This is a genomic window from Streptomyces sp. NPDC002537 (assembly GCF_053594975.1).
Genome location: NZ_JBSFWT010000031.1, coordinates 59078 through 77730, shown reverse-complemented (window position 1 = coordinate 77730; position 18653 = coordinate 59078). Strand labels below are relative to the sequence as shown.

The following is an 18653-nucleotide window of genomic DNA, read 5'->3' as shown; positions in this document are numbered from 1 at the left end:
GGACGGGCTGGATGTGCGGACCATGGCTCTTCGGCCTGCGGCCCGCACAATTCAGCCCGTCCGGCGTTTGAGGACGCGGCCGCAGGCCGCCCCCGCCGCAGGCGGCAGACGGCCCGCAGGCGAAAAGCGACCGCTCGCACCGTCTCGCGGCGCGGCCAGCGCCCAGCGCTACGGCTCGACCACGACCTCCTGCGCCGCCGCAGTCCCCGAACCGACCAGGAGCGGTGCATCCACCGCGACGTTCCGCTTGACGAGCGCCAAGGCGATCGGGCCCAGCTCGTGGTGGCGGGCGGAGGTGGTGATGAAGCCCAGTTGGCGGCCGTCCGGGCCATCGGCGGCGAGCCGGACCGGTGCGCCGTGGCCCGGCAGGCTCACCTCGCTGCCGTCGAGGTGCAGGAAGACGAGGCGGCGCGGTGGCTTCCCCAGGTTGTGGACGCGCGCGACGGTCTCCTGGCCGCGGTAGCAGCCCTTCTGCAGGTGGACCGCCGTGCCGATCCAGCCCAGCTCGTGCGGGATGGTGCGGTGGTCGGTCTCCAGGCCCACCCGGGGGCGGTGCGCCTCGACGCGCAGCGCCTCGTAGGCGAGCACGCCCACGGCCGGGCCGTGCGCGGCGGCGAACTCCGCCAGGCGCGCACGCGGCAGGAACAGGTCACGGCCGTGCGCCGTCTCGCGCACCGTCACACCCTCGGGGACCTCGGTGATCGAGCCCGCGGGCAGGTGCACCACGGCGAACTCGTCCGTGCGGTCCGCGACCTCGACCCGGTAGAAGAACTTCATGCTCTCCAGGTAGGCGATCAGCTCGCCCTGGGTGCCGGGCTCGACGTGCGCCCAGGTGGTCTCGCCGTCGTCCACCAGGTAGAGCGCGTGCTCGATGTGCCCGTTGGCGGAGAGGATCAGCGCCTCCGTGGCCTGCCCGGCCGGGAGCTCGCTCACATGCTGGGTGATGAGCAGGTGCAGCCAGCTCAGCCGGTCGGCGCCGGACACGGTGACGACGCCGCGGTGCGAGAGGTCGACGAGACCGGAGCCGCCGGCGAGTGCGCGCTGTTCGCGGAAGAGGTCTCCGTAGTGCGCGGCGACGCCCTCGTCCGGGCCCTCGGCGGCGACGGCGCCGGGCAGCGACAGCAGCGGGCTGGCTTTCGTTTGACGCAGCATGCGGACAAGCCTACGGCTCGTCCGCCGCCGCCTTCGAGGAGCAGTCGCCGCACCGGCCGAAGATCGCGAAGTGCTTCATGTCGGTGTCGAAGCCGAAGGACTCGCGGAGCTGCGCGGTGAACGGTTCGGCCACCGACAGGTCGGCCTCGATCACCGTGGTGCAGTCGCGGCAGACCAGGTGTATGTGGTGGTGCCGGTCGGCGAGGTGGTAGGTGGGGGCGCCGTGCCCGAGGTGGGCGTGGCTGACCAGGCCCAGCTCCTCCAGCAGCTCCAGCGTCCGGTAGACGGTGGAGATGTTGACCCCGCCCGCCGTGCGCCGGACCTCCGTGAGGATGTCGTCCGGCGTCGCGTGCTCCAGCCGGTCCACCGCTTCCAGGACGAGCTGGCGCTGCGGAGTCAGCCGGTAGCCGCGCTTACGGAGGTTGCTCTGCCAGTCGGTGTCCACCACGCTCCCAGTCTAGGCAGCCTCAGACGCCGCGGACCCCCTTCAGGTATCCGGCGAGGGCCGCGATGGCCGCCGGGTTGCGGGGGCTCTCGACGAGGTCGACGTAGTCGAGGACGAAGATGCGGTCGTTCTTGACGGCGGAGACGTTCGCGAGCGGCGGGTACGACTTCAGGAACTCCTTCTTCCGCTCCGCGGTCACATCCCCGTAGTTGTTGACCACGATGACGTCCGGGTCGCGCTCCACGACCGTCTCCCAGCCGACCTGGGTCCAGGAGTCGTCGAGGTCCTTCATCACATGGTCGCCGCCCGCCTTGGTGATGATGTCGTGCGGCCCCGCGAAGGCGCCCGCGGTGGTGGGCTTGTCCTGGCCGCTGTCGTAGAGGAAGACCTTGGGCTTCGCGCCGTCCGCCGGGACCCGCGCCTGCGCGTCGGCGACCTGCTTCTTGAAGCCGTCGGTCAGCTTCCGCGCGCGGTCCTCGACGTCGAAGACCTTGCCGAGTGTCTCCAGGTCGGCGTAGAGGGCCTCCAGCGGGGGCATCACGCCGCGCGCGGTCTTCCCGGTGCCGTTGCGGCAGGACTCGGTGAGGACGTACGAGCCGATGCCGAGTTTCTTCAGGGAGGCGGGCGTGACGCCGCTGCCCTCGCCGAAGCCGTAGTTCCAGCCCGCGAAGACCAGGTCGGCCCTGGCGTCGAGGGCGATCTCCTTGGTGATCGTCTTCTTCGACAGCCACTTCACCTTCTTGTAGCCGTCCGCCCATGGCACCGTCTCGCGGTCGCCCTTGTAGTCCGGTGCCACATAGCCCGCCATGTGGTCCTCCAGACCGAGCGCGAACATGATCTCCGCGATGCCGACGTCGTTGGTGACGACCCGCTGCGGGGCCTTGTCGTATGTCGTCCTCACCCCGCAGTTCTCCACGGTCACGGGGTAGTGCCCGGAGGCCTTGTCCTTGGGGTCCTCGGCTGGGGACTGCGACACGCTCGCTCCGCAGCCCGCGAGGGACACGGCGGCGAGCAGGGCGACGGCGGTACGGACAGTGCGCATGGGGTGCGGTCCTTACGGGGTCGGGAGGCGGTCGAAGAGCAGGCGCGGCGCACCGGTCTCGGGGTGCGGCACCCGGTGGGCCCGTACGCCGAAGACCTCGGCGAGCAGCCCGGCGGTCAGCACCTCGTCCGGCGGGCCGGAGGCGACGATGCGGCCGCCCGCGATGACGTACAGCGCGTCGCAGTGCGTGGCCGCGAGGTCGAGGTCGTGCAGCGCGGCCAGGACCGTGAGGCCCGCGCCGCGCACGAGGGAGAGGACCTCCAACTGCTGGGCGATGTCCAGGTGGTTGGTGGGCTCGTCCAGGACCAGCACCTCCGGCTGCTGGGCCAGGGCGCGGGCGATGAGGACGCGCTGCTTCTCGCCGCCGGACAGGGACGGGAAGGACCGCTCGGCGAGGTGGCCCGCGCCGACCCGCGCCAGGGCCTGCGCGCACACCTCGGCGTCCCGCGCGGTGGCCCGCCCCGCGGCGCCCTGGTGCGGCAGCCGGCCCATCGCGACGATCTCGGCGACGGTGAAGCCGAACTCGCTCGCCGACTCCTGCGGCAGGGCCGCCAGCCGCCGGGCGCCCTCGCGCGCGGTCAGCGCGTGCAGGTCGTCGCCGTCCAGCCGTACGGTCCCGGCGGCCGGGCGCAGCGCCCGGTAGGCGCAGCGCAACAGGGTGGACTTGCCACTGCCGTTGGGGCCGACCAGCCCCACGAAGCTGCCGCTGTCCGCCCGCAGCGCGATGTCCTCCACCAGTCGGGCGCCCGCGATCTCGACCGACAGGCCCTCGATGTCGACCCGCATGTCAGGACCCTCCGAAGGTGTAGCCGCGGCGGCGCATGAGCAGGACGAAGCAGGGCACGCCGACGATCGCGGTGATGACGCCGACCGGCAGCTCGACGGGGGCCAGCAGCAGCCGGGAGACGATGTCGACCCACACCAGCAGCACGGCGCCCAGCAGGGGTGCCACGGCCAGCACCCGGCGGTGGTCGGCGCCGACGAGCATCCGCGTGATGTGCGGGACCATCAGGCCGACGAAGCCGATCGCGCCGCTGACGGCGACGACGGCGCCGGTGACGGCGGCCGCGACGACGAACAGCCGCCGGCGCAGCCGGCCGGGGTCCACGCCGAGCGCGGCGGCCGTCTCGTCGCCCATGGCCAGGGCGTTGAGGCCGCGGGCCGTCCACAGCAGATGGCCGAGTCCGGCGAGGACGACGGCGGCCGCGATCGGCACGGACTGCCAGGTGGCGCCGCCCAGGCTGCCGAGCAGCCACATCATGGCCGAACGGGCGGCCTCGCCGCGGTCGGCGCTGAAGACCATCAGGGTGGTGACGGCGGAGAAGCCGTAGTACATGGCGGAGCCCGTCAGCACCAGCCGCAGCGGTGTCAGCCCCTGCGGGGTGCGCGCGGCCAGGTAGACGAGCAGCATCGCGGCGAGCGCGGAGGCGAAGGCGGCGCTCGACAGCGCCCAGACACCGAGCGAGCCCAGCGCGCCGAAGAGCAGCACGGCGTTGGCGCCGACGGCCGCGCCGGAGGAGATGCCCAGGACGAAGGGGTCGGCCAGCGCGTTGCGGACCATGGCCTGCACGGCCACACCGACGGCGGAGAGCCCCGCGCCGACGACCGCGGCGAGCAGGGCGCGCGGGAAGCGCAGCTCCCAGATGATCGTGTAGGCGGAGACCTCGTCCGGCGTGATGGTCCCGCCGGTCAGCCCCGCCCGGAGGAAGCGCAGGGTGTCGCCCCAGGCCACCCCCGCGGAGCCGAGTCCGGTGCCGCACACGACGGAGACGAGCAGGGCCGCGGCGAGCCCGGCGAGGAGCGGTGGCAGCGGCAGCCGCCGGGAGGCCGGTGGGCCGGTGATGGTCACGTCGGCCTGCGGGGTGGTCGCCATCGGTGGTACGCCTTCGCCTCGGGCCGCGTCCCTGCGTACCAAGGAGCGGCCCGAGGCGAAGTGTGCGACCACGGGTGTCCCCTCGCAGTCCACGGCGAGTTGTCAGGAGCCGGCGCCGCCGCGGGTGATCGGGCTCGCGGAGACGGCCCCCGAGGGGGCCCTCCGCCTACCGTTGCGGGTCAGCGCCGGACTTCGACCGGACTTCCCCCGCGGGGCGCGTGTTTTTAAGTTGTGTGCCTGAAGCTGTGGTGCTCAGCCGGTGTAGGGCGTGCCGTCCTGGTTGAAGAAGGCGACGCCGTCCGGCATGTCGTCGGGCAGGTTCGCGGCCCACTCCTGCAGATCGGCGATCTTCTTCAGATGCGCCGACATGTAGGGGCGCAGCGGCACCTCGGGGGTGGCCTTCTCGCCGACCCACATCAGGTCGCCCTTGACGTAGCCGTAGAGGCGCTTGCCGCCGGAGTACGGGCCGGAGGCCCCGGTGCGGGCGACGGCGTCCGTGGCCAGGTCGATCTGCGGCTTCTGGTCGGCCAGCTCGCCGTACCAGACCTCGGCGACGCCCTGGTCGCGCACCATGACGACCTCGACCTTGCGGTCCTTGTCGATGCGCCAGTAGCCGGTCTCGGTCTCCAGCGGGCGGACCATCTTGCCCTCGGCGTCCAGCACCCAGCTGTGCGACGTGTACTCCAGGAAGTCACGGCCGTCGTGCGTGAAGGTGACTTCCTGCCCGAAGTTGCACTTCTCGGTGCCGGGGAAGTCGGCGACGCCCGCGCCCTCCCACTTGCCGAGGAGGAAGACCAGGGGCACGAGGCTCGGGTGGAGGTCGGACGGAATCTCGATCATGGGCTCAGACGATCTGTAGGAGACGGTGAGGGAGAGCGGTCAGCTGCCTTGGGTCAGCGCTGGCCCTGGTACAGCTTCTTCCAGGTCAGCCCGGCGAAGGCGAGCACGCCGACGGCGACCAGCACGAGCAGGGTGGTGAAGACTGCCTCAAGCACGAGCGTGCTCCTCGGTCGGAGAGAGGGGGTACGGACCGCTGCCGAGTCTAGTCGGACGCGTCGTGGGGGGCTCTGTGAGGTCGGTGGGGCGGGCCTACAGTGATCGCATGGCGAAGAAGCTCGTACTCAAGGTGACGGCGGGCGCGGACGCGCCCGAGAGGTGCTCGCAGGCGTTCACGGTGGCGGCCGTCGCCGTCGCCAGCGGGGTCGAGGTGTCCCTGTGGCTGACCGGCGAGGCGTCGTGGTTCGCGCTGCCGGGCAGGGCGGCGGAGTTCTCGCTTCCGCACGCGGCGCCGCTGCCGGAGCTGATCGAGGGCATCCGGCTGGGCGGCGGCATGATCACGGTCTGCACGCAGTGCGCCGCGCGGCGCGACATCGAGGAGAAGGATCTGATCGAGGGCGCGCGGATCGCGGGTGCCCAGGTTTTCGTGAGCGAGGCGATGGCGGACGGCGTGCAGGCGCTGGTGTACTGATCGGTGGGCTTCGCCCCGGGAACCCCCAAGAGCGCGGCCGGCGCTCAGTGGTGTTTCTTCCCGTCCAGTTCGTCCCACCACTCGTCGGACTTCGGGTCGCCCGAAGGGTCGTCCCACCAGCGGTCGTCGGGGCCGCGGCGGTTGGCGACGATCGCCGCGACCGGCGGGATGACCATCGCGAAGAGGCACATGCCCACGGCCGCCGGCACCGACCACAGCCGTACCACGGCCCACGCCAGGACGAACATGCCGATGCACGTGCCCATCATGGCGAAGTACCAGTGGCGCCGCCGCGCGTACATACCCCCACGGTACGACCGCGCGAGGCATGGCGCGAAGGGCCGCACCCCCCATTCATGGCGTCCAACCCCGGGGTGCGGCCCTCCGGCCGTTCGTGAGCCGTCCGTGACGGACTAGACGGCGATGGCGACCTCGGCGAGGTCGCCCTTCTCGGCGACGACGACGGTGCGGTCCGCGGTCGCCCCGGACACCAGCGCGCGCAGCGTCCAGGTGCCCTCGGCGGCGTAGAACCGGAACTGGCCGGTCGCGGACGTCGGCACCTCGGCGGTGAACTCGCCGGTGCTGTCCAGGAGTCGGACGTAACCGGTGACGGGCTCGCCGTCGCGGGTCACCGAGCCCTGGATGGTGGTCTCACCGGGCTTTATGGTCGACGCGTCGGGGCCGCCGGCCTTTGCTCCACACATAAGCGTTCCTTGAGGACTAGACGAGAAGGGGCGGGAGGGGTCAGTTGGCGCCGAGCTCGATCGGCACGCCCACGAGCGAGCCGTACTCGGTCCACGAGCCGTCGTAGTTGCGGACGTTGGCCTGGCCGAGCAGCTCGTGCAGCACGAACCAGGTGTGCGCGGAGCGCTCGCCGATGCGGCAGTAGGCGATGGTGTCCTTGCCCAGGTCCACCCCGGCGGCCTCGTAGATCGCCTTGAGCTCGTCGTCCGACCTGAAGGTGCCGTCGTCGTTCGCCGACTTCGACCACGGGATGTTGCGGGCGGTCGGGATGTGGCCGGGGCGCTGCGACTGCTCCTGCGGGAGGTGCGCGGGGGCGAGCAGCTTGCCGCTGAACTCGTCGGGGGAGCGCACGTCGACGAGGTTGAGCGTGCCGATGGCCGCCACCGCGTCGTCGCGGAACGCGCGGATCGAGGTGTCCTGGGGCTGCGCGCGGTACTCGGTGCGCGCCCGCCGCGGCACCTCGGCGACCAGGTCGCGGGAGTCCAGCTCCCACTTCTTGCGGCCGCCGTCGAGGAGCTTCACGTCCTGGTGGCCGTAGAGCTTGAAGTACCAATAGGCGTAGGCCGCGAACCAGTTGTTGTTGCCGCCGTAGAGGACGACCGTGTCGTCGTTGGCGATGCCCTTCTCCGACAGCAGCTTCTCGAAGCCCGCCTGGTCGACGAAGTCGCGGCGCACCGGGTCCTGGAGGTCGCTCCGCCAGTCGATGCGGACGGCGTTCTTGATGTGGTTCTTGTCGTAGGCCGACGTGTCCTCGTCGACCTCGACGATGACGGTCTTCGGGTCGTCGATCCGGGCCTGGACCCAGTCGGCGTCCACCAGGACGTCACTGCGGCTCATGTCTGTTCTCCTCCGGGGCAGTTGCGGTGTGCGCGGGCCCGTGTGCGGTGCGTCCCCGGCTGGACGGGGGCGTGCGGTGCCGCGCGGCGGATGGTGCGGTGGGGCCTCGACGGGCCAAGGGGGGACGAGCAGGGAGCGGGCGGACCGTAAGGCGCCGGCCCCGTCAGACATCGCGACAGAGCATGGCGGCGACGCGGCACAGGTCGACTGCCCGCCGCTTCGTGAGGTCCGCCTGTCGCTTCATGCGTCCGATCGTAGGGACGGACGGGCGGGCGTGTCACCGGCGTGTTGGATAGTGAGACGCGATCTTCCGGATTTCGGGACGCGCTTCGGGGGCGGGGGCCCGGACGAGGGGCTTCCGGGCGCTCCGCACGCTGCGGATTCTGGCGGGCGGACGGACGCGTCTCGCCCAATGGAACGGCGTACGGCCCGGCCGGCCGGTCAGCCCGCCAGGTTGATCTTCGAGCCGGTCAGCGTGATGTCGACGCCGTCCTGCGTGGTGACGACCTTGTCCACCGTGATGCCCTTCGGCAGACCGCTGATCTTCCGGTCGAAGTCGATCTTCTGACGGATCAGCTGCTCCACGCCCGGGATGCCCTCCGTCGGGATCTCGTCGGCCCGGACGCGGATGGTGTCGCCGCCCGCGACGGTCACTGTGGAGAGCACGCTGCGCTCGATGGCCTGGCCCATCAGGGAGATCTTGCCGGTGACCTTGACCTGGCTCGCGCCCGCCCGGTCCGTGCCGCCGAAGCCGACCGTCACATTGGGGTCGCCGGTGGCCTTGGTGAGGTCCGCGTAGGAGATGTGGGCGGTGCCGGTCGCCCGGTCGGCGACGGCGGAGGTGAAGCTGCTGTTGATTCTGACGTCCCGCAGTTTGGCGTTGAAGCCCGTCACCCGGATCGAGCGGTCGCCCGCGTTCGCGGTGATGCCGTCGAGCTTCACCTCGACCTCGTCGAGGCGGGAGTCGGCGACCTGGGTCAGGAACGGGAAGCCCTTGATCGACACATCGGGCGTGCCGGACAGGTTCTGGCTGCTGCGGATCTTCTCGGCGGCCTGGTTCTCGGCGAAGTACACCGCGAGGCGGTCCGCACCGACGAAGAGGGCGCCCAGTACCACGGCGACGATCAGGGTTATTCGTATGGCGCGCATTCGGTTCGTCTCGCTCCCCCGGGTCTCGGTCAGGCCCCCTGCCTGTGCAGTGAGCCTAACCGGACCATGCGGAAAACCGACGAAAACGATCAGCTGGGGATCAGGCGAGGGCCCTGCCCAGCACATAGACGGCCGGGGCGGCCGCCGCCAGCGGGAGGGCGACGCCCGCCGTCATGTGCACGAAGCGGGACGGGTAGTCGTAGCTCGCCGCGCGCAGACCGGCCAGGGCGCAGACGCCCGCGGCCAGGGCGAGCAGCGCCGCCGACGTCCCGAAACCGGTCAGCCGGCCGGTCGCGACGCCCGAACCCGCGGCCGCGATCAGGGCGATCACGGGGGAGGCGATCTTCGGCAGCGGCAGGGCGCGGGCCAGGGCGGTCACCGCGACGCCGACCGCGCCGATCACGACCGCGTCCGACGACGTGGCCGCCAGGTGCCCGCCCGCGACGACCGTGAGGGCCGCGGACGCGCCGGCGACCATCAGCCCGTAGAGCCGCTCGTCGGGCGAGGCGTTGCTGCGCAGCTGGAGCACGAGGGTCAGCAGGACCCACACGCCGAGCGTGCCCATGAGCACGGTCGGCGCCTGTCCGGCGTCCGTGGCCAGCAGCCCGGCGTCGGCGGCCAGACCGCCCAGGAACGCCAGCGCGATGCCCTGCCGGGCCGGCCACATGCCGTTCAGCCGGAACCAGCCCGCCGCCGTCACCGCCTGGAGCAGCGCCACCGGCACGACCAGCGCGAACTGCCCGAGCGGCGCGGCCACGGCCAGCAGCGCCGCGAGCACCGTCGTCAGCACGGCGGGCTTGAAGCCTGGCGCGAGGATCTGCGGACGGCCCTCCGCCTTCGCCTTCTCGGCGGCCGTCATCGGCCGCTCGGGCGCGGCGGGCACCACCGGCGCGGCCGCGGCCTCCGCGGGCCGGGCGGAGGCGTCGTGGCCCGGGTACGGACCGGCGGCGGCCTCCTGCGGCCACGCGGCGCCGTACCCCTGGTCCGCCGGGGGCACGGGCGGCTGCTGCCACGTCTGCGTGTCCCAGGTCGGGGTCTGCCAGGTCTGCGTCACGGGCTCCGCCTGCGCGTAGCCCTGCTGCCCGCCCTGCGTCGTGGGCCAGGCCGAAGGACTCTGCGGCTGCGGGGGCTGGGGCTGGGATTGCTGCGGCTGTTGCTGCGGCTGCGCGTAGGGGTCGTACGGCGGGTAGGCGTCGTACCCCGGCTGCGCCGGCTGCTGTACGCCCTGCTGGTCGTACGGCTCGTACGCACCACGCGGCTCGTACGGTTCGTAGGGACCGTATCCGTTATGCGGCTGATTGCTCATCGTGCCCGGGTCACCCTCCCGCGAAGGGCGGGAGCACCTCGACGGTGCCGCCGTCCGCCAGTTGGACCGTCGCGTGGTCGCGCGTGCCGACGGGGTCGCCGTCCACGAGGAAGGAGCAGCGCAGCAGCACCCGCGCGAACTCCGGACGCTCCGCGTGGCGCCGCCGGGCCGCGTCGAGCGCGTCCGCGAGCGTCACCGCCGCGTACGCCTCCTCCGCCGTGCCCGCGGCGGCCTTCGCCGCGGCCCAGTACCGGATCGTGCCCGCCGGTCCCGGCTGCCTCGGCAGCTCCACCGGGGCGGCCGGGGCGCCCCCCGGCTCCACCGGACGAGCCGGTTGTGTCGTCGCCACGGCGACCCCTTTCCTCAAGTGCAACCCCCATGATGACGGGTGTATGCGGGCTCACGGCGCCCGCCCGCAAAACGGGAGGCCCCGTGGCGAGCCACTCGCTTACGCTTCCTGTGTGTTGGTCCGACTTACGCGGGCGTACCTGAGGCCCTACTCCAAACCCATCGCGCTGATCGTGCTCCTGCAGCTCGTCCAGACGCTCGCCACGCTCTACCTGCCCACCCTGAACGCGGACATCATCGATGGTGGTGTCGTCAACGGGGACACGGGATACATCCTCCGCTACGGCGGCTGGATGCTCGGTGTGACCCTGATCCAAGTCGTGTGCGCCGTGGGCGCCGTGTACTTCGGGGCGCGCACGGCCATGGCGCTCGGGCGCGACCTGCGCGCCGCCGTCTTCGACCGGGTGCAGTCCTTCTCCGCGCGCGAGATGGGCCACTTCGGCGCACCCTCGCTCATCACCCGCACCACCAATGACGTCCAACAGGTTCAGATGCTGGTCCTGATGGCGTTCACGCTGATGGTGTCCGCCCCGATCATGTGCGTCGGCGGCATCGTCATGGCCCTCAACCAGGACGTCCCGCTGTCCGCGCTGCTCCTGGTGATCGTGCCGGTCCTCGGCGTCATCGTGTCGCTGATCGTCTGGCGGATGCGGCCGATCTTCCGTGGCGTCCAGGAGCGCATCGACACGGTCAACCGTGTGCTCCGCGAGCAGATCACCGGCATCCGCGTGATCCGCGCCTTCGTCCGCGACACCCACGAGAGAGACCGTTTCCGGGGCGCCAACGCCGAGCTCATGGACGTGTCGCTCAAGGCCGGGCGGCTGATGTCGCTGATGTTCCCGTCCGTGATGCTCGTGATGAACCTCTCCTCGATCGCCGTCCTCTGGTTCGGCGGCCACCGCATCGACGGCGGCGACATGCAGATCGGCGCGCTGACGGCCTTCCTCAGCTATCTGATGCAGATCCTGATGGCCGTCATGATGGCCACCTTCATGTTCATGATGGTGCCGCGCGCCGAGGTCTGCGCCGAGCGCGTCCAGGAGGTCCTGGCCACCGACTCCAGCGTCGAGCCCCCCGCCGAGCCGGTCACCCGGCTGCGCCGCGCGGGCCATCTGGAGCTCACCGGCGTGGAGTTCCGCTACCCCGGCGCCGAGGAGCCCGTCCTCAAGGACGTCTCCCTGACCGCCCGGCCGGGCGAGATCACCGCCGTGATCGGCTCCACCGGAAGCGGCAAGTCCACCCTGCTCGGGCTCGTCCCCCGGCTCTTCGACGCCACCGCGGGCTCGGTGCTGGTGGACGGCGTCGACGTGCGCGACCTCGACCCCGTCCTGGTGTCCGGGACCGTCGGATTCGTCCCGCAGAAGCCTTACCTCTTCTCCGGGACCGTCGCCTCCAACCTCCGCTACGGAAAGCCCGACGCGACCGACGAGGAGCTGTGGCAGGCGCTGGAGACCGCGCAGGCCCGCGACTTCGTCGAGGGCATGGAGCTCGGCCTGGAAGCACCCATCGCCCAGGGCGGCTCCAATGTCTCCGGCGGGCAGCGGCAGCGCCTGGCCATCGCCCGCGCCCTGGTCCGCCGCCCCGAGATCTACCTCTTCGACGACTCCTTCTCCGCGCTCGACTACGCGACCGACGCGCGGCTGCGGGCCGCGCTGGCCCGCGAGACCGGTGACGCGACGGTCGTCATCGTCGCCCAGCGGGTCTCCACCATCCGCGACGCCGACCGCATCGTCGTCCTCGACGAGGGCCGGGTCGTCGGCACCGGCACCCACCCCGAACTGATGGCGACGAACGAGACCTACCGGGAGATCGTGCTCTCCCAGCTCACCGAGGAGGAAGCGGCGTGACGTCCCCGGAAAAGCCGGAGCAGTCCGGCGGAAAGGACGCCGGGGCCGGTGCGCCACCGCGCAGGGGCCCGGCCCCGGCCGCGGGCATCGGCCGCTTCATGGGCGGCCAGCCCACCGAGAAGTCCATGGACTTCGCCGGTTCCGGCAAGCGGATGCTGGGTCTGCTCCGCCCCGAGCGGGCCCTGATCGCGGTGGCCCTGTTCCTCGGCGTCACCAGCGTGGCCCTGTCCGTGCTCGGCCCCAAGATCCTCGGCAAGGCCACCGACCTGATCTTCGCGGGCGTCATCGGCCGCGGCTTCCCGGACGGCCTCACCAAGGCGCAGGCCATCGACGCCGTCCGAGCCAAGGGCAACGGCAAGGCCGCCGACCTGCTCGGCTCCGTCGACTTCACCCCCGGCCACGGCATCGACTTCGACAAGGTCGGCACCGTGCTGCTCTGGGTGCTGCTGATCTACGTCTTCGCGTCCGTCTTCGCGCTGATCCAGGCCCGTATCGCCACCACCGTCGTCCAGCGGGCCGTCTTCCGGCTGCGCCAGGACGTCGAGGACAAGCTGGGCCGGCTGCCCCTGAGCTACTTCGACAAGCAGCAGCGCGGCGAGGTCCTCTCCCGCGCCACCAACGACATCGACAACATCGCGCAGACGCTCCAGCAGACCCTGAGCCAGATAGTCACCTCCCTGCTCACCATCGTCGGCGTGCTGGCGATGATGTTCTGGATCTCCTGGCTGCTGGCCCTGATCGCGCTGGTCACCGTGCCGGTGTCCGTCGTCGTCGCCACCCGCATCGGCAAGCGGGCGCAGCCGCAGTTCGTCGCGCAGTGGGGGACCACGGGCAAGCTCAACGCCCACATCGAGGAGATGTACACCGGCCACTCCCTGGTCAAGGTCTTCGGCCGGCAGAAGGAGTCCGCCGAGATCTTCCGCAAGGAGAACGAGGACCTCTACGCGGCAGGCTTCAAGGCGCAGTTCATCTCCGGGATCATCCAGCCCGCGATGATGTTCATCGGCAACATCAACTACGTGCTCGTCGCCGTGGTCGGCGGCCTGCGCGTCGCCTCCGGCACCCTGTCGATCGGCGACGTCCAGGCGTTCATCCAGTACTCGCGGCAGTTCAGCCAGCCGCTCACCCAGGTCGCCTCCATGGCCAACCTGGTGCAGTCCGGAGTGGCCTCCGCCGAGCGCGTCTTCGACCTCCTCGACGCGGAGGAGCAGTCGCCCGACGCCGCCACCCCGGTGGTGCCCGAGCATGTGCGCGGCGAGGTCGCCTTCGAGGAGGTCTCCTTCCGGTACGAGGCCGACAAGCCGCTCATCGAGGACCTCTCCCTCACCGTGCGCCCCGGCCAGACCGTCGCCATCGTCGGCCCCACCGGCGCGGGCAAGACCACCCTGGTCAATCTGCTGATGCGGTTCTACGAGGTGAACGGCGGCCGCATCACCCTCGACGGCGCCGACATCGCCGCGATGTCCCGCGAGGAGCTGCGCTCGCACATCGGCATGGTCCTCCAGGACACCTGGCTCTTCGGCGGCACCATCGCCGAGAACATCGCCTACGGAGCAAATTGGGGGGCGTCGCGAAGCGACTCCGACAAGGGCGGTGGCGGGTGGCGGGAGGGAGCGCCGATGGACAAGATCGTCGCGGCGGCGAAGGCGACGCACGTCGACCGCTTCGTACGCACCCTCCCGGACGGCTACGACACCGTGCTCGACGAAGAGGGCTCCAACGTCAGCGTCGGCGAGAAGCAGCTCATCACCATCGCGCGGGCGTTCCTCGCCGAGCCGGAGATCCTCGTCCTCGACGAGGCGACCAGCTCGGTCGACACCCGTACGGAGGTACTGATCCAGCACGCGATGGCCCAGCTCCGCACGGGCCGCACGAGCTTCGTCATCGCCCACCGCCTCTCCACGATCCGCGACGCGGACGTGATCCTGGTGATGGAATCCGGCCACATCGTGGAACAGGGCACCCACGACTCCCTCCTGGCGGAGGGCGGGGCGTATGCGCGGCTGTACGCGGCGCAGTTTGCTGAACCGGTGGTCGGGGGCTGATCCCGTCTGTTGCCCGCGGGCCGTCCTGCCGCCTGCGGCGGGGGCGGCCTGCGGCCGCGTCCTCAAACGCCGGACGGGCTGATTTTGCGGGCGTAGTCCGCAGCCTGCGGGCCGCAAGCCTGCGGGCCGCAGGTCAAAGAGCCATGGTCCGCACATCCAGCCCGTCCGGCGTTTGAGGACAACGCGGCGAAGCCGTGTTGTGGGGTCCGGGGCGGAGCCCCGGGTGGGGCAAGAAGGACATGGCCTCACCCATAAGCGCGACCCCAGAACGCTTCGGTGCGCCCCCGTGTTCCCCCACCGATGACGTCAAGCTGAACAGACCGGCACCACCCGAAGTGACCCAGGAAACACAAGCTCGTGCAAAATCGCACGCGCCCCGCACAGACCGGTGGGCTATTCTGCTGGACAGAGAGGATCCGGGCAGAGTCGCCCCCGGGTCCTTTTGTGCATTCAGCAGAGCCGCAAACTCCCCCAGTGCCGCAGCCTGGGTGGTACCCCCTTCGCAGGGACCGAGGAGGACCGACGTCATGGGCGAGCGAAGCGCGCAGACCGGTAAACGCAGGACGACCCTGGCGGGGGGCGGCCGATGAGCTCCCTCCTGCTGCTGACCAATGCCCTCCAGCCGTCGGCCGAGGTGCTGCCCGCGCTGGGGCTGCTGCTGCACAGCGTGCGGGTGGCCCCCGCCGAGGGCCCGGCCCTCGTCGACACCCCCGGGGCCGACGTCATACTGATCGACGGGCGCCGCGACCTCCCGCACGTACGCAGCCTCTGCCAGCTGCTGCGCTCCACCGGCCCCGGCTGTCCGCTGATCCTGGTGGTCACCGAGGGCGGCCTCGCCGCCGTCACCGCGGACTGGGGCGTGGACGACGTCCTGCTGGACACCGCGGGCCCGGCCGAGGTCGAGGCGCGGCTGAGGCTGGCGACGGGCCGCCAGCAGATCTCGGTGGACGACAGCCCGATGGAGATCCGCACCGGCGACCTCTCCGTGGACGAGGCGACCTACAGCGCCAAGCTCAAGGGCCGCGTGCTGGACCTCACCTTCAAGGAGTTCGAGCTCCTGAAGTACCTCGCGCAGCATCCCGGCCGGGTCTTCACCCGGGCGCAGCTGTTGCAGGAGGTCTGGGGGTACGACTACTTCGGTGGCACCAGGACGGTGGACGTCCATGTGCGGCGGCTGCGGGCCAAGCTCGGGCCCGAGCACGAGTCCCTGATCGGCACCGTCCGGAATGTCGGATACCGCTTTGTGATTCCCGAGAAGCCGGAGAAGCCCGCGGACCGTCCCGAGGACCGCCCGGGGGAGGGGGCCGCCGCCAAGACCCGAACGGCGGAGTCCGGGGCCATGGAAACCGATGGTGCTCGACCGGCCAAACGCTAGGTGGACCCGCGTAGACTGCCGCGCGTGGCCAAGGTGACGCGGGACGATGTGGCGAGACTGGCGGGGACGTCGACCGCGGTGGTCAGCTATGTCATCAACAACGGTCCGAGGCCGGTGGCCCCGGCCACGCGCGAGCGTGTGCTGGCCGCGATCAAGGAGCTGGGGTACCGCCCGGACCGGGTCGCCCAGGCGATGGCGTCCCGCCGGACGGACCTCATAGGCCTGATCGTCCCGGACGCCCGGCAGCCGTTCTTCGCCGAGATGGCGCACGCCGTGGAACAGGCCGCCGCCGAGCGCGGCAAGATGGTCCTCGTCGGGAACTCCGACTACCTCGACGAGCGCGAAGTGCACTATTTGCGCGCTTTCTTGGGGATGCGGGTCTCCGGTCTCATCCTGATCAGCCAGGGGCCGAGCGAGCACGCCGCCGCGGAGATCGACGCCTGGGACGCCCGGGTGGTGCTGATGCACCGGCGCCCCGACGCGATCGACGACGTGGCCGTGGTGACGGACGACATCGGTGGCGCCCAGCTCGCGACCCGGCACCTGCTGGAGCACGGCCACCCGTACGTCGCCTGCCTCGGCGGCACCGAGGCGACCCCGACCGTCGGCGACCCCGTCACCGACCACGTCGAGGGCTGGCGGCGGGCCATGCGGGAGGCCGGGAAGTCGCTGGAGGGCCGGCTCTTCCAGGCGCCCTACAACCGCTACGACGCCTACGAGGTCGCCCTGGAGCTGCTGTCCGGGCCCGACCGGCCCCCGGCGCTCCTCTGCGCCACCGACGACCAGGCGATCGGGGTGCTGCGGGCCGCGCGCGAGCTGCGGATCGACGTGCCGCGGGAGCTGGCCGTGGCGGGCTTCGACGACGTCAAGGAAGCCGCGCTCACGGACCCGCCGCTCACCACCGTCGCCTCCGACCGCATCGCCATGGCCCGCTCCGCGGTGGACCTGGTCCTCGACGACGGCCTCCGCTTCGCCGGCTCGCGCCGGGAGCGGCTGAAACAGTTCCCGTCGGCCCTGGTGGTACGCCGCTCCTGCGGCTGCGGCGGCGCCTGACCCTCCGGGGGTGCGCTTTCCGGGTGCGGTTTGTTTGCGCCTGCGGCGGGGCGCCCTGCGGGCGCGGCCTCAAACGCCGGCCGGGCTGGGTTGTGGTTTTTCGCCGTTGTCCTGGTGCGGGGCCGTGCCGCTCCGGGGTAACACGGGACTGCTTCGCTTTACGTCCCGTGTCACCCCTGCGCGTCCCTCCCCCTCACGCCGGTGGGCGCCATCAACCCTCGGGGGAACCGATCTCTCTTGATTGCCGCTATGAGTGCACCCAGCGCCGCCGGGGTGGCAGTCATGGTGGAACAGGGGGCGTCGCTCTCACGGAGGAGAAGAGTCGATTCGCCCGCAGTGGCTATGTTCAGACAGTTCGACGAGTCCCCGCTGAACGAGGACTTCTGCCAGTCATACGTGGACACGTGGGTACCTTTCAGGTGCTGCGCAAGATGGCGTGAATGAAGTCTCTCGACGGATTCGGCTTGAGAGCGTTGCCCTCGAAGCGGTCGAGTACGGTTCGGTACTTGAGGAGTTCAGCCTCTGCGTCCAGGAACTCACAGCCGTGGTGGACGTCCAGCTGAATGGTGTCCAGTTGAGGAACGGACCCGTACACGTAGTCGATCGGTTGGCCGTTCCCCGAGAATGATCCGCTGTCGAACGGAATGACAAGCAGCGTCACGTTGTCCAAGTGGCTCATCTCCAGGAGGTGTTCGAGCTGCCCGCGCGCTACGACGGGCCCGCCGTACTGCATGCGAAGTGCTGCCTCGTGGACGATTGCGGTGTACTTGATCGGCGGCTCGCGATGCAGGGTCTGCTGCCGCTTGATCCGATAGGAGAGCCGGTGCTCGACCTCGAAAGCCCTCAGGGGCGGCACGACGTCCTGGAACAGAGCGCGAGCGTGATCCACGGTCTGCAACAGGCCGGGGATGTGGATCGTGAGGGCCACGCGAAATCCGGCTGCGTGGTGCTCGAGCTCGGCCAGGTCCACCAGGGCGGCGGGGAGCAGCTCGCGGTACTCGTCCCACCAGCCACGTGTTCGTCCGCCGGTCATTCCGGCCAGGGCATCCACCAGCTTGTGTTCTGAGCAGTTGTAGTTCCGGGCCATCGCCCGAACCCGCTCCGCGCTCACCGCATAACGGCCCGCTTCGATGTTGCTGATCCGCGACTGGTTGACGCCGAGGCGCGCGGCCGCAGCCGTCGTGGACAGCCCCGCGCGCTCGCGGAGCTTGCGTAGCTCTACCCCCAGACGCTGCTGCCGCAGGGTCGGGTTGCTTGACGGTGCCACTGGCGTTCTCCTGCCTCAAACATCACCCACACGTGGACAGTTGGCCCTTATTTCGGCCGACGAGTGGAATATAGGCCATCAACGCCCTAGCGTGTGACTCAGGCCACTCACCCGGCCCGCCGTGGACGCGGAAGCGCACCGCCCTGCCCGAGCGCGGGCGGCAATGACACCGGCGCGGCAATCGCAACCACCTCCTCCAAGGAGCCGTCATGGCAACCGTATCCCCGGAGAACGCCTGGTCGTACACGCTCAACCTGCCGAACGATCCACGCTCCGCGTGGATCGCCCGCATCACCTTGCGCGGCGTGCTCAGTGGGCACGAGCTCGACGAACTCCGGGACGATGCCGAGCTGTTGACCTCGGAGCTGGTCACCAACGCGTACCGGTACTCCGACGGGCCCGTCGAGCTGCGGATCCGCGAACTGCCCGAGGAATGCGTACGCATCAGTGTCTGGGACACGAACCCCTTCATCCCCGAGCCCTTCGACCGGCCCGCGATCCGGCCCGTCGCCCCCAGGCGCACCGAGGCGACGTACGGCCGTGGGCTGTTGATCGTCCGGCGCTGCGCCGACAACTGGGGGAGCCACTCCTTCGGGGAAGGTTGGTCCGGTCCGGGGGTCCGTGGCAAGTGGCTGTGGTGCGAGCTCGGTGCGAAGAGGCCCGTCAGGGGCGTCCGCCGTCGCAGGGCAACCTCCTGATCGG

21 protein-coding genes are annotated in these 18653 nt (G+C 70.8%); 6 read left to right on the top strand and 15 right to left on the bottom strand.

Annotated features, from left to right (window positions below):
* Window positions 1–168 precede the first annotated feature (168 nt).
* The 6 genes from ygfZ to ACWD4A_RS16650 all read right to left on the bottom strand — a co-directional run bounded on the left by ygfZ (window position 169) and on the right by ACWD4A_RS16650 (window position 5352).
* A complete protein-coding gene (gene ygfZ / locus ACWD4A_RS16675) occupies window positions 169–1152 on the bottom strand; it encodes a CAF17-like 4Fe-4S cluster assembly/insertion protein YgfZ (protein ID WP_451194441.1) in 984 nt (327 codons plus the stop codon).
* 10 nt (window positions 1153–1162) lie between these two features.
* On the bottom strand, window positions 1163–1600 hold the full coding sequence (locus tag ACWD4A_RS16670) for a Fur family transcriptional regulator (protein ID WP_451194439.1): 438 nt from the start codon (window positions 1598–1600) through the stop codon (window positions 1163–1165).
* A gap of 19 nt (window positions 1601–1619) precedes the next feature.
* Window positions 1620–2639 carry an ABC transporter substrate-binding protein gene (locus ACWD4A_RS16665; protein ID WP_451194437.1) on the bottom strand — a complete coding sequence of 340 codons (1020 nt, stop codon included), beginning with the start codon at window positions 2637–2639 and terminating at the stop codon, window positions 1620–1622.
* 12 nt (window positions 2640–2651) lie between these two features.
* Window positions 2652–3425, bottom strand: a complete 774-nt coding sequence (locus tag ACWD4A_RS16660) for an ABC transporter ATP-binding protein (RefSeq protein ID WP_451194435.1) — start codon at window positions 3423–3425, stop codon at window positions 2652–2654.
* Window position 3426: 1 nt separating this feature from the next.
* Window positions 3427–4512, bottom strand: coding sequence for a FecCD family ABC transporter permease (locus ACWD4A_RS16655; RefSeq protein WP_451194433.1), 1086 nt, complete (start codon window positions 4510–4512; stop codon window positions 3427–3429).
* Between the two features lie 252 nt (window positions 4513–4764).
* The gene (locus ACWD4A_RS16650; RefSeq protein ID WP_451194431.1) at window positions 4765–5352 is read right to left on the bottom strand and encodes an FABP family protein; all 588 of its coding nucleotides are present in this window, start codon (window positions 5350–5352) and stop codon (window positions 4765–4767) included.
* Between the two features lie 262 nt (window positions 5353–5614).
* Between ACWD4A_RS16650 and ACWD4A_RS16645 the strand changes: the two genes are divergently transcribed.
* Window positions 5615–5980, top strand: coding sequence for a DsrE family protein (locus ACWD4A_RS16645; protein WP_451194429.1), 366 nt, complete (start codon window positions 5615–5617; stop codon window positions 5978–5980).
* Window positions 5981–6024: 44 nt separating this feature from the next.
* Here ACWD4A_RS16645 and ACWD4A_RS16640 read toward each other — a convergent pair whose 3' ends face one another.
* The 7 genes from ACWD4A_RS16640 to ACWD4A_RS16610 form a co-directional block, all read right to left on the bottom strand.
* The gene (locus ACWD4A_RS16640) at window positions 6025–6282 is read right to left on the bottom strand and encodes a DUF3099 domain-containing protein (protein ID WP_451194427.1); all 258 of its coding nucleotides are present in this window, start codon (window positions 6280–6282) and stop codon (window positions 6025–6027) included.
* Between the two features lie 111 nt (window positions 6283–6393).
* Entirely contained in the window at window positions 6394–6684 is a 291-nt protein-coding gene (locus ACWD4A_RS16635; RefSeq protein WP_451194425.1) for a DUF1416 domain-containing protein, read from the bottom strand.
* 40 nt (window positions 6685–6724) lie between these two features.
* A complete protein-coding gene (locus ACWD4A_RS16630; RefSeq protein WP_451194423.1) occupies window positions 6725–7561 on the bottom strand; it encodes a sulfurtransferase in 837 nt (278 codons plus the stop codon).
* A gap of 163 nt (window positions 7562–7724) precedes the next feature.
* A complete protein-coding gene (locus ACWD4A_RS16625; RefSeq protein WP_451194449.1) occupies window positions 7725–7805 on the bottom strand; it encodes a putative leader peptide in 81 nt (26 codons plus the stop codon).
* A 197-nt stretch (window positions 7806–8002) separates the two neighbouring features.
* Window positions 8003–8710, bottom strand: coding sequence for an LmeA family phospholipid-binding protein (locus tag ACWD4A_RS16620; RefSeq protein ID WP_451194421.1), 708 nt, complete (start codon window positions 8708–8710; stop codon window positions 8003–8005).
* 100 nt (window positions 8711–8810) lie between these two features.
* Window positions 8811–10016, bottom strand: a complete 1206-nt coding sequence (locus ACWD4A_RS16615) for a hypothetical protein (RefSeq protein WP_451194419.1) — start codon at window positions 10014–10016, stop codon at window positions 8811–8813.
* A 10-nt stretch (window positions 10017–10026) separates the two neighbouring features.
* Window positions 10027–10302 carry a MoaD/ThiS family protein gene (locus ACWD4A_RS16610; protein ID WP_451194447.1) on the bottom strand — a complete coding sequence of 92 codons (276 nt, stop codon included), beginning with the start codon at window positions 10300–10302 and terminating at the stop codon, window positions 10027–10029.
* A 175-nt stretch (window positions 10303–10477) separates the two neighbouring features.
* On the opposite strand from ACWD4A_RS16610, the gene ACWD4A_RS16605 reads away from it, so the two are divergent.
* From ACWD4A_RS16605 to ACWD4A_RS16590, 4 genes are all read left to right on the top strand, one after another.
* Entirely contained in the window at window positions 10478–12211 is a 1734-nt protein-coding gene (locus ACWD4A_RS16605) for an ABC transporter ATP-binding protein (protein ID WP_451194417.1), read from the top strand.
* A 98-nt stretch (window positions 12212–12309) separates the two neighbouring features.
* On the top strand, window positions 12310–14256 hold the full coding sequence (locus ACWD4A_RS16600) for an ABC transporter ATP-binding protein (protein WP_451194445.1): 1947 nt from the start codon (window positions 12310–12312) through the stop codon (window positions 14254–14256).
* 586 nt (window positions 14257–14842) lie between these two features.
* Complete coding sequence (locus ACWD4A_RS16595; RefSeq protein ID WP_451194415.1) at window positions 14843–15631, top strand: response regulator transcription factor; 789 nt, start codon at window positions 14843–14845, stop codon at window positions 15629–15631.
* Window positions 15632–15655: 24 nt separating this feature from the next.
* The gene (locus ACWD4A_RS16590) at window positions 15656–16684 is read left to right on the top strand and encodes a LacI family DNA-binding transcriptional regulator (protein WP_451194413.1); all 1029 of its coding nucleotides are present in this window, start codon (window positions 15656–15658) and stop codon (window positions 16682–16684) included.
* A gap of 170 nt (window positions 16685–16854) precedes the next feature.
* Here the strand turns inward: ACWD4A_RS16590 and ACWD4A_RS16585 are convergent, their stop codons facing one another.
* The gene (locus ACWD4A_RS16585) at window positions 16855–17088 is read right to left on the bottom strand and encodes a DUF397 domain-containing protein (protein ID WP_451194411.1); all 234 of its coding nucleotides are present in this window, start codon (window positions 17086–17088) and stop codon (window positions 16855–16857) included.
* A gap of 11 nt (window positions 17089–17099) precedes the next feature.
* Window positions 17100–17951: a helix-turn-helix domain-containing protein gene (locus ACWD4A_RS16580; RefSeq protein ID WP_451194409.1), complete on the bottom strand. Its 852-nt coding sequence runs from the start codon at window positions 17949–17951 to the stop codon at window positions 17100–17102.
* Window positions 17952–18160: 209 nt separating this feature from the next.
* Between ACWD4A_RS16580 and ACWD4A_RS16575 the strand changes: the two genes are divergently transcribed.
* Window positions 18161–18649: an ATP-binding protein gene (locus ACWD4A_RS16575; protein WP_451194407.1), complete on the top strand. Its 489-nt coding sequence runs from the start codon at window positions 18161–18163 to the stop codon at window positions 18647–18649.
* Window positions 18650–18653 lie beyond the last annotated feature (4 nt).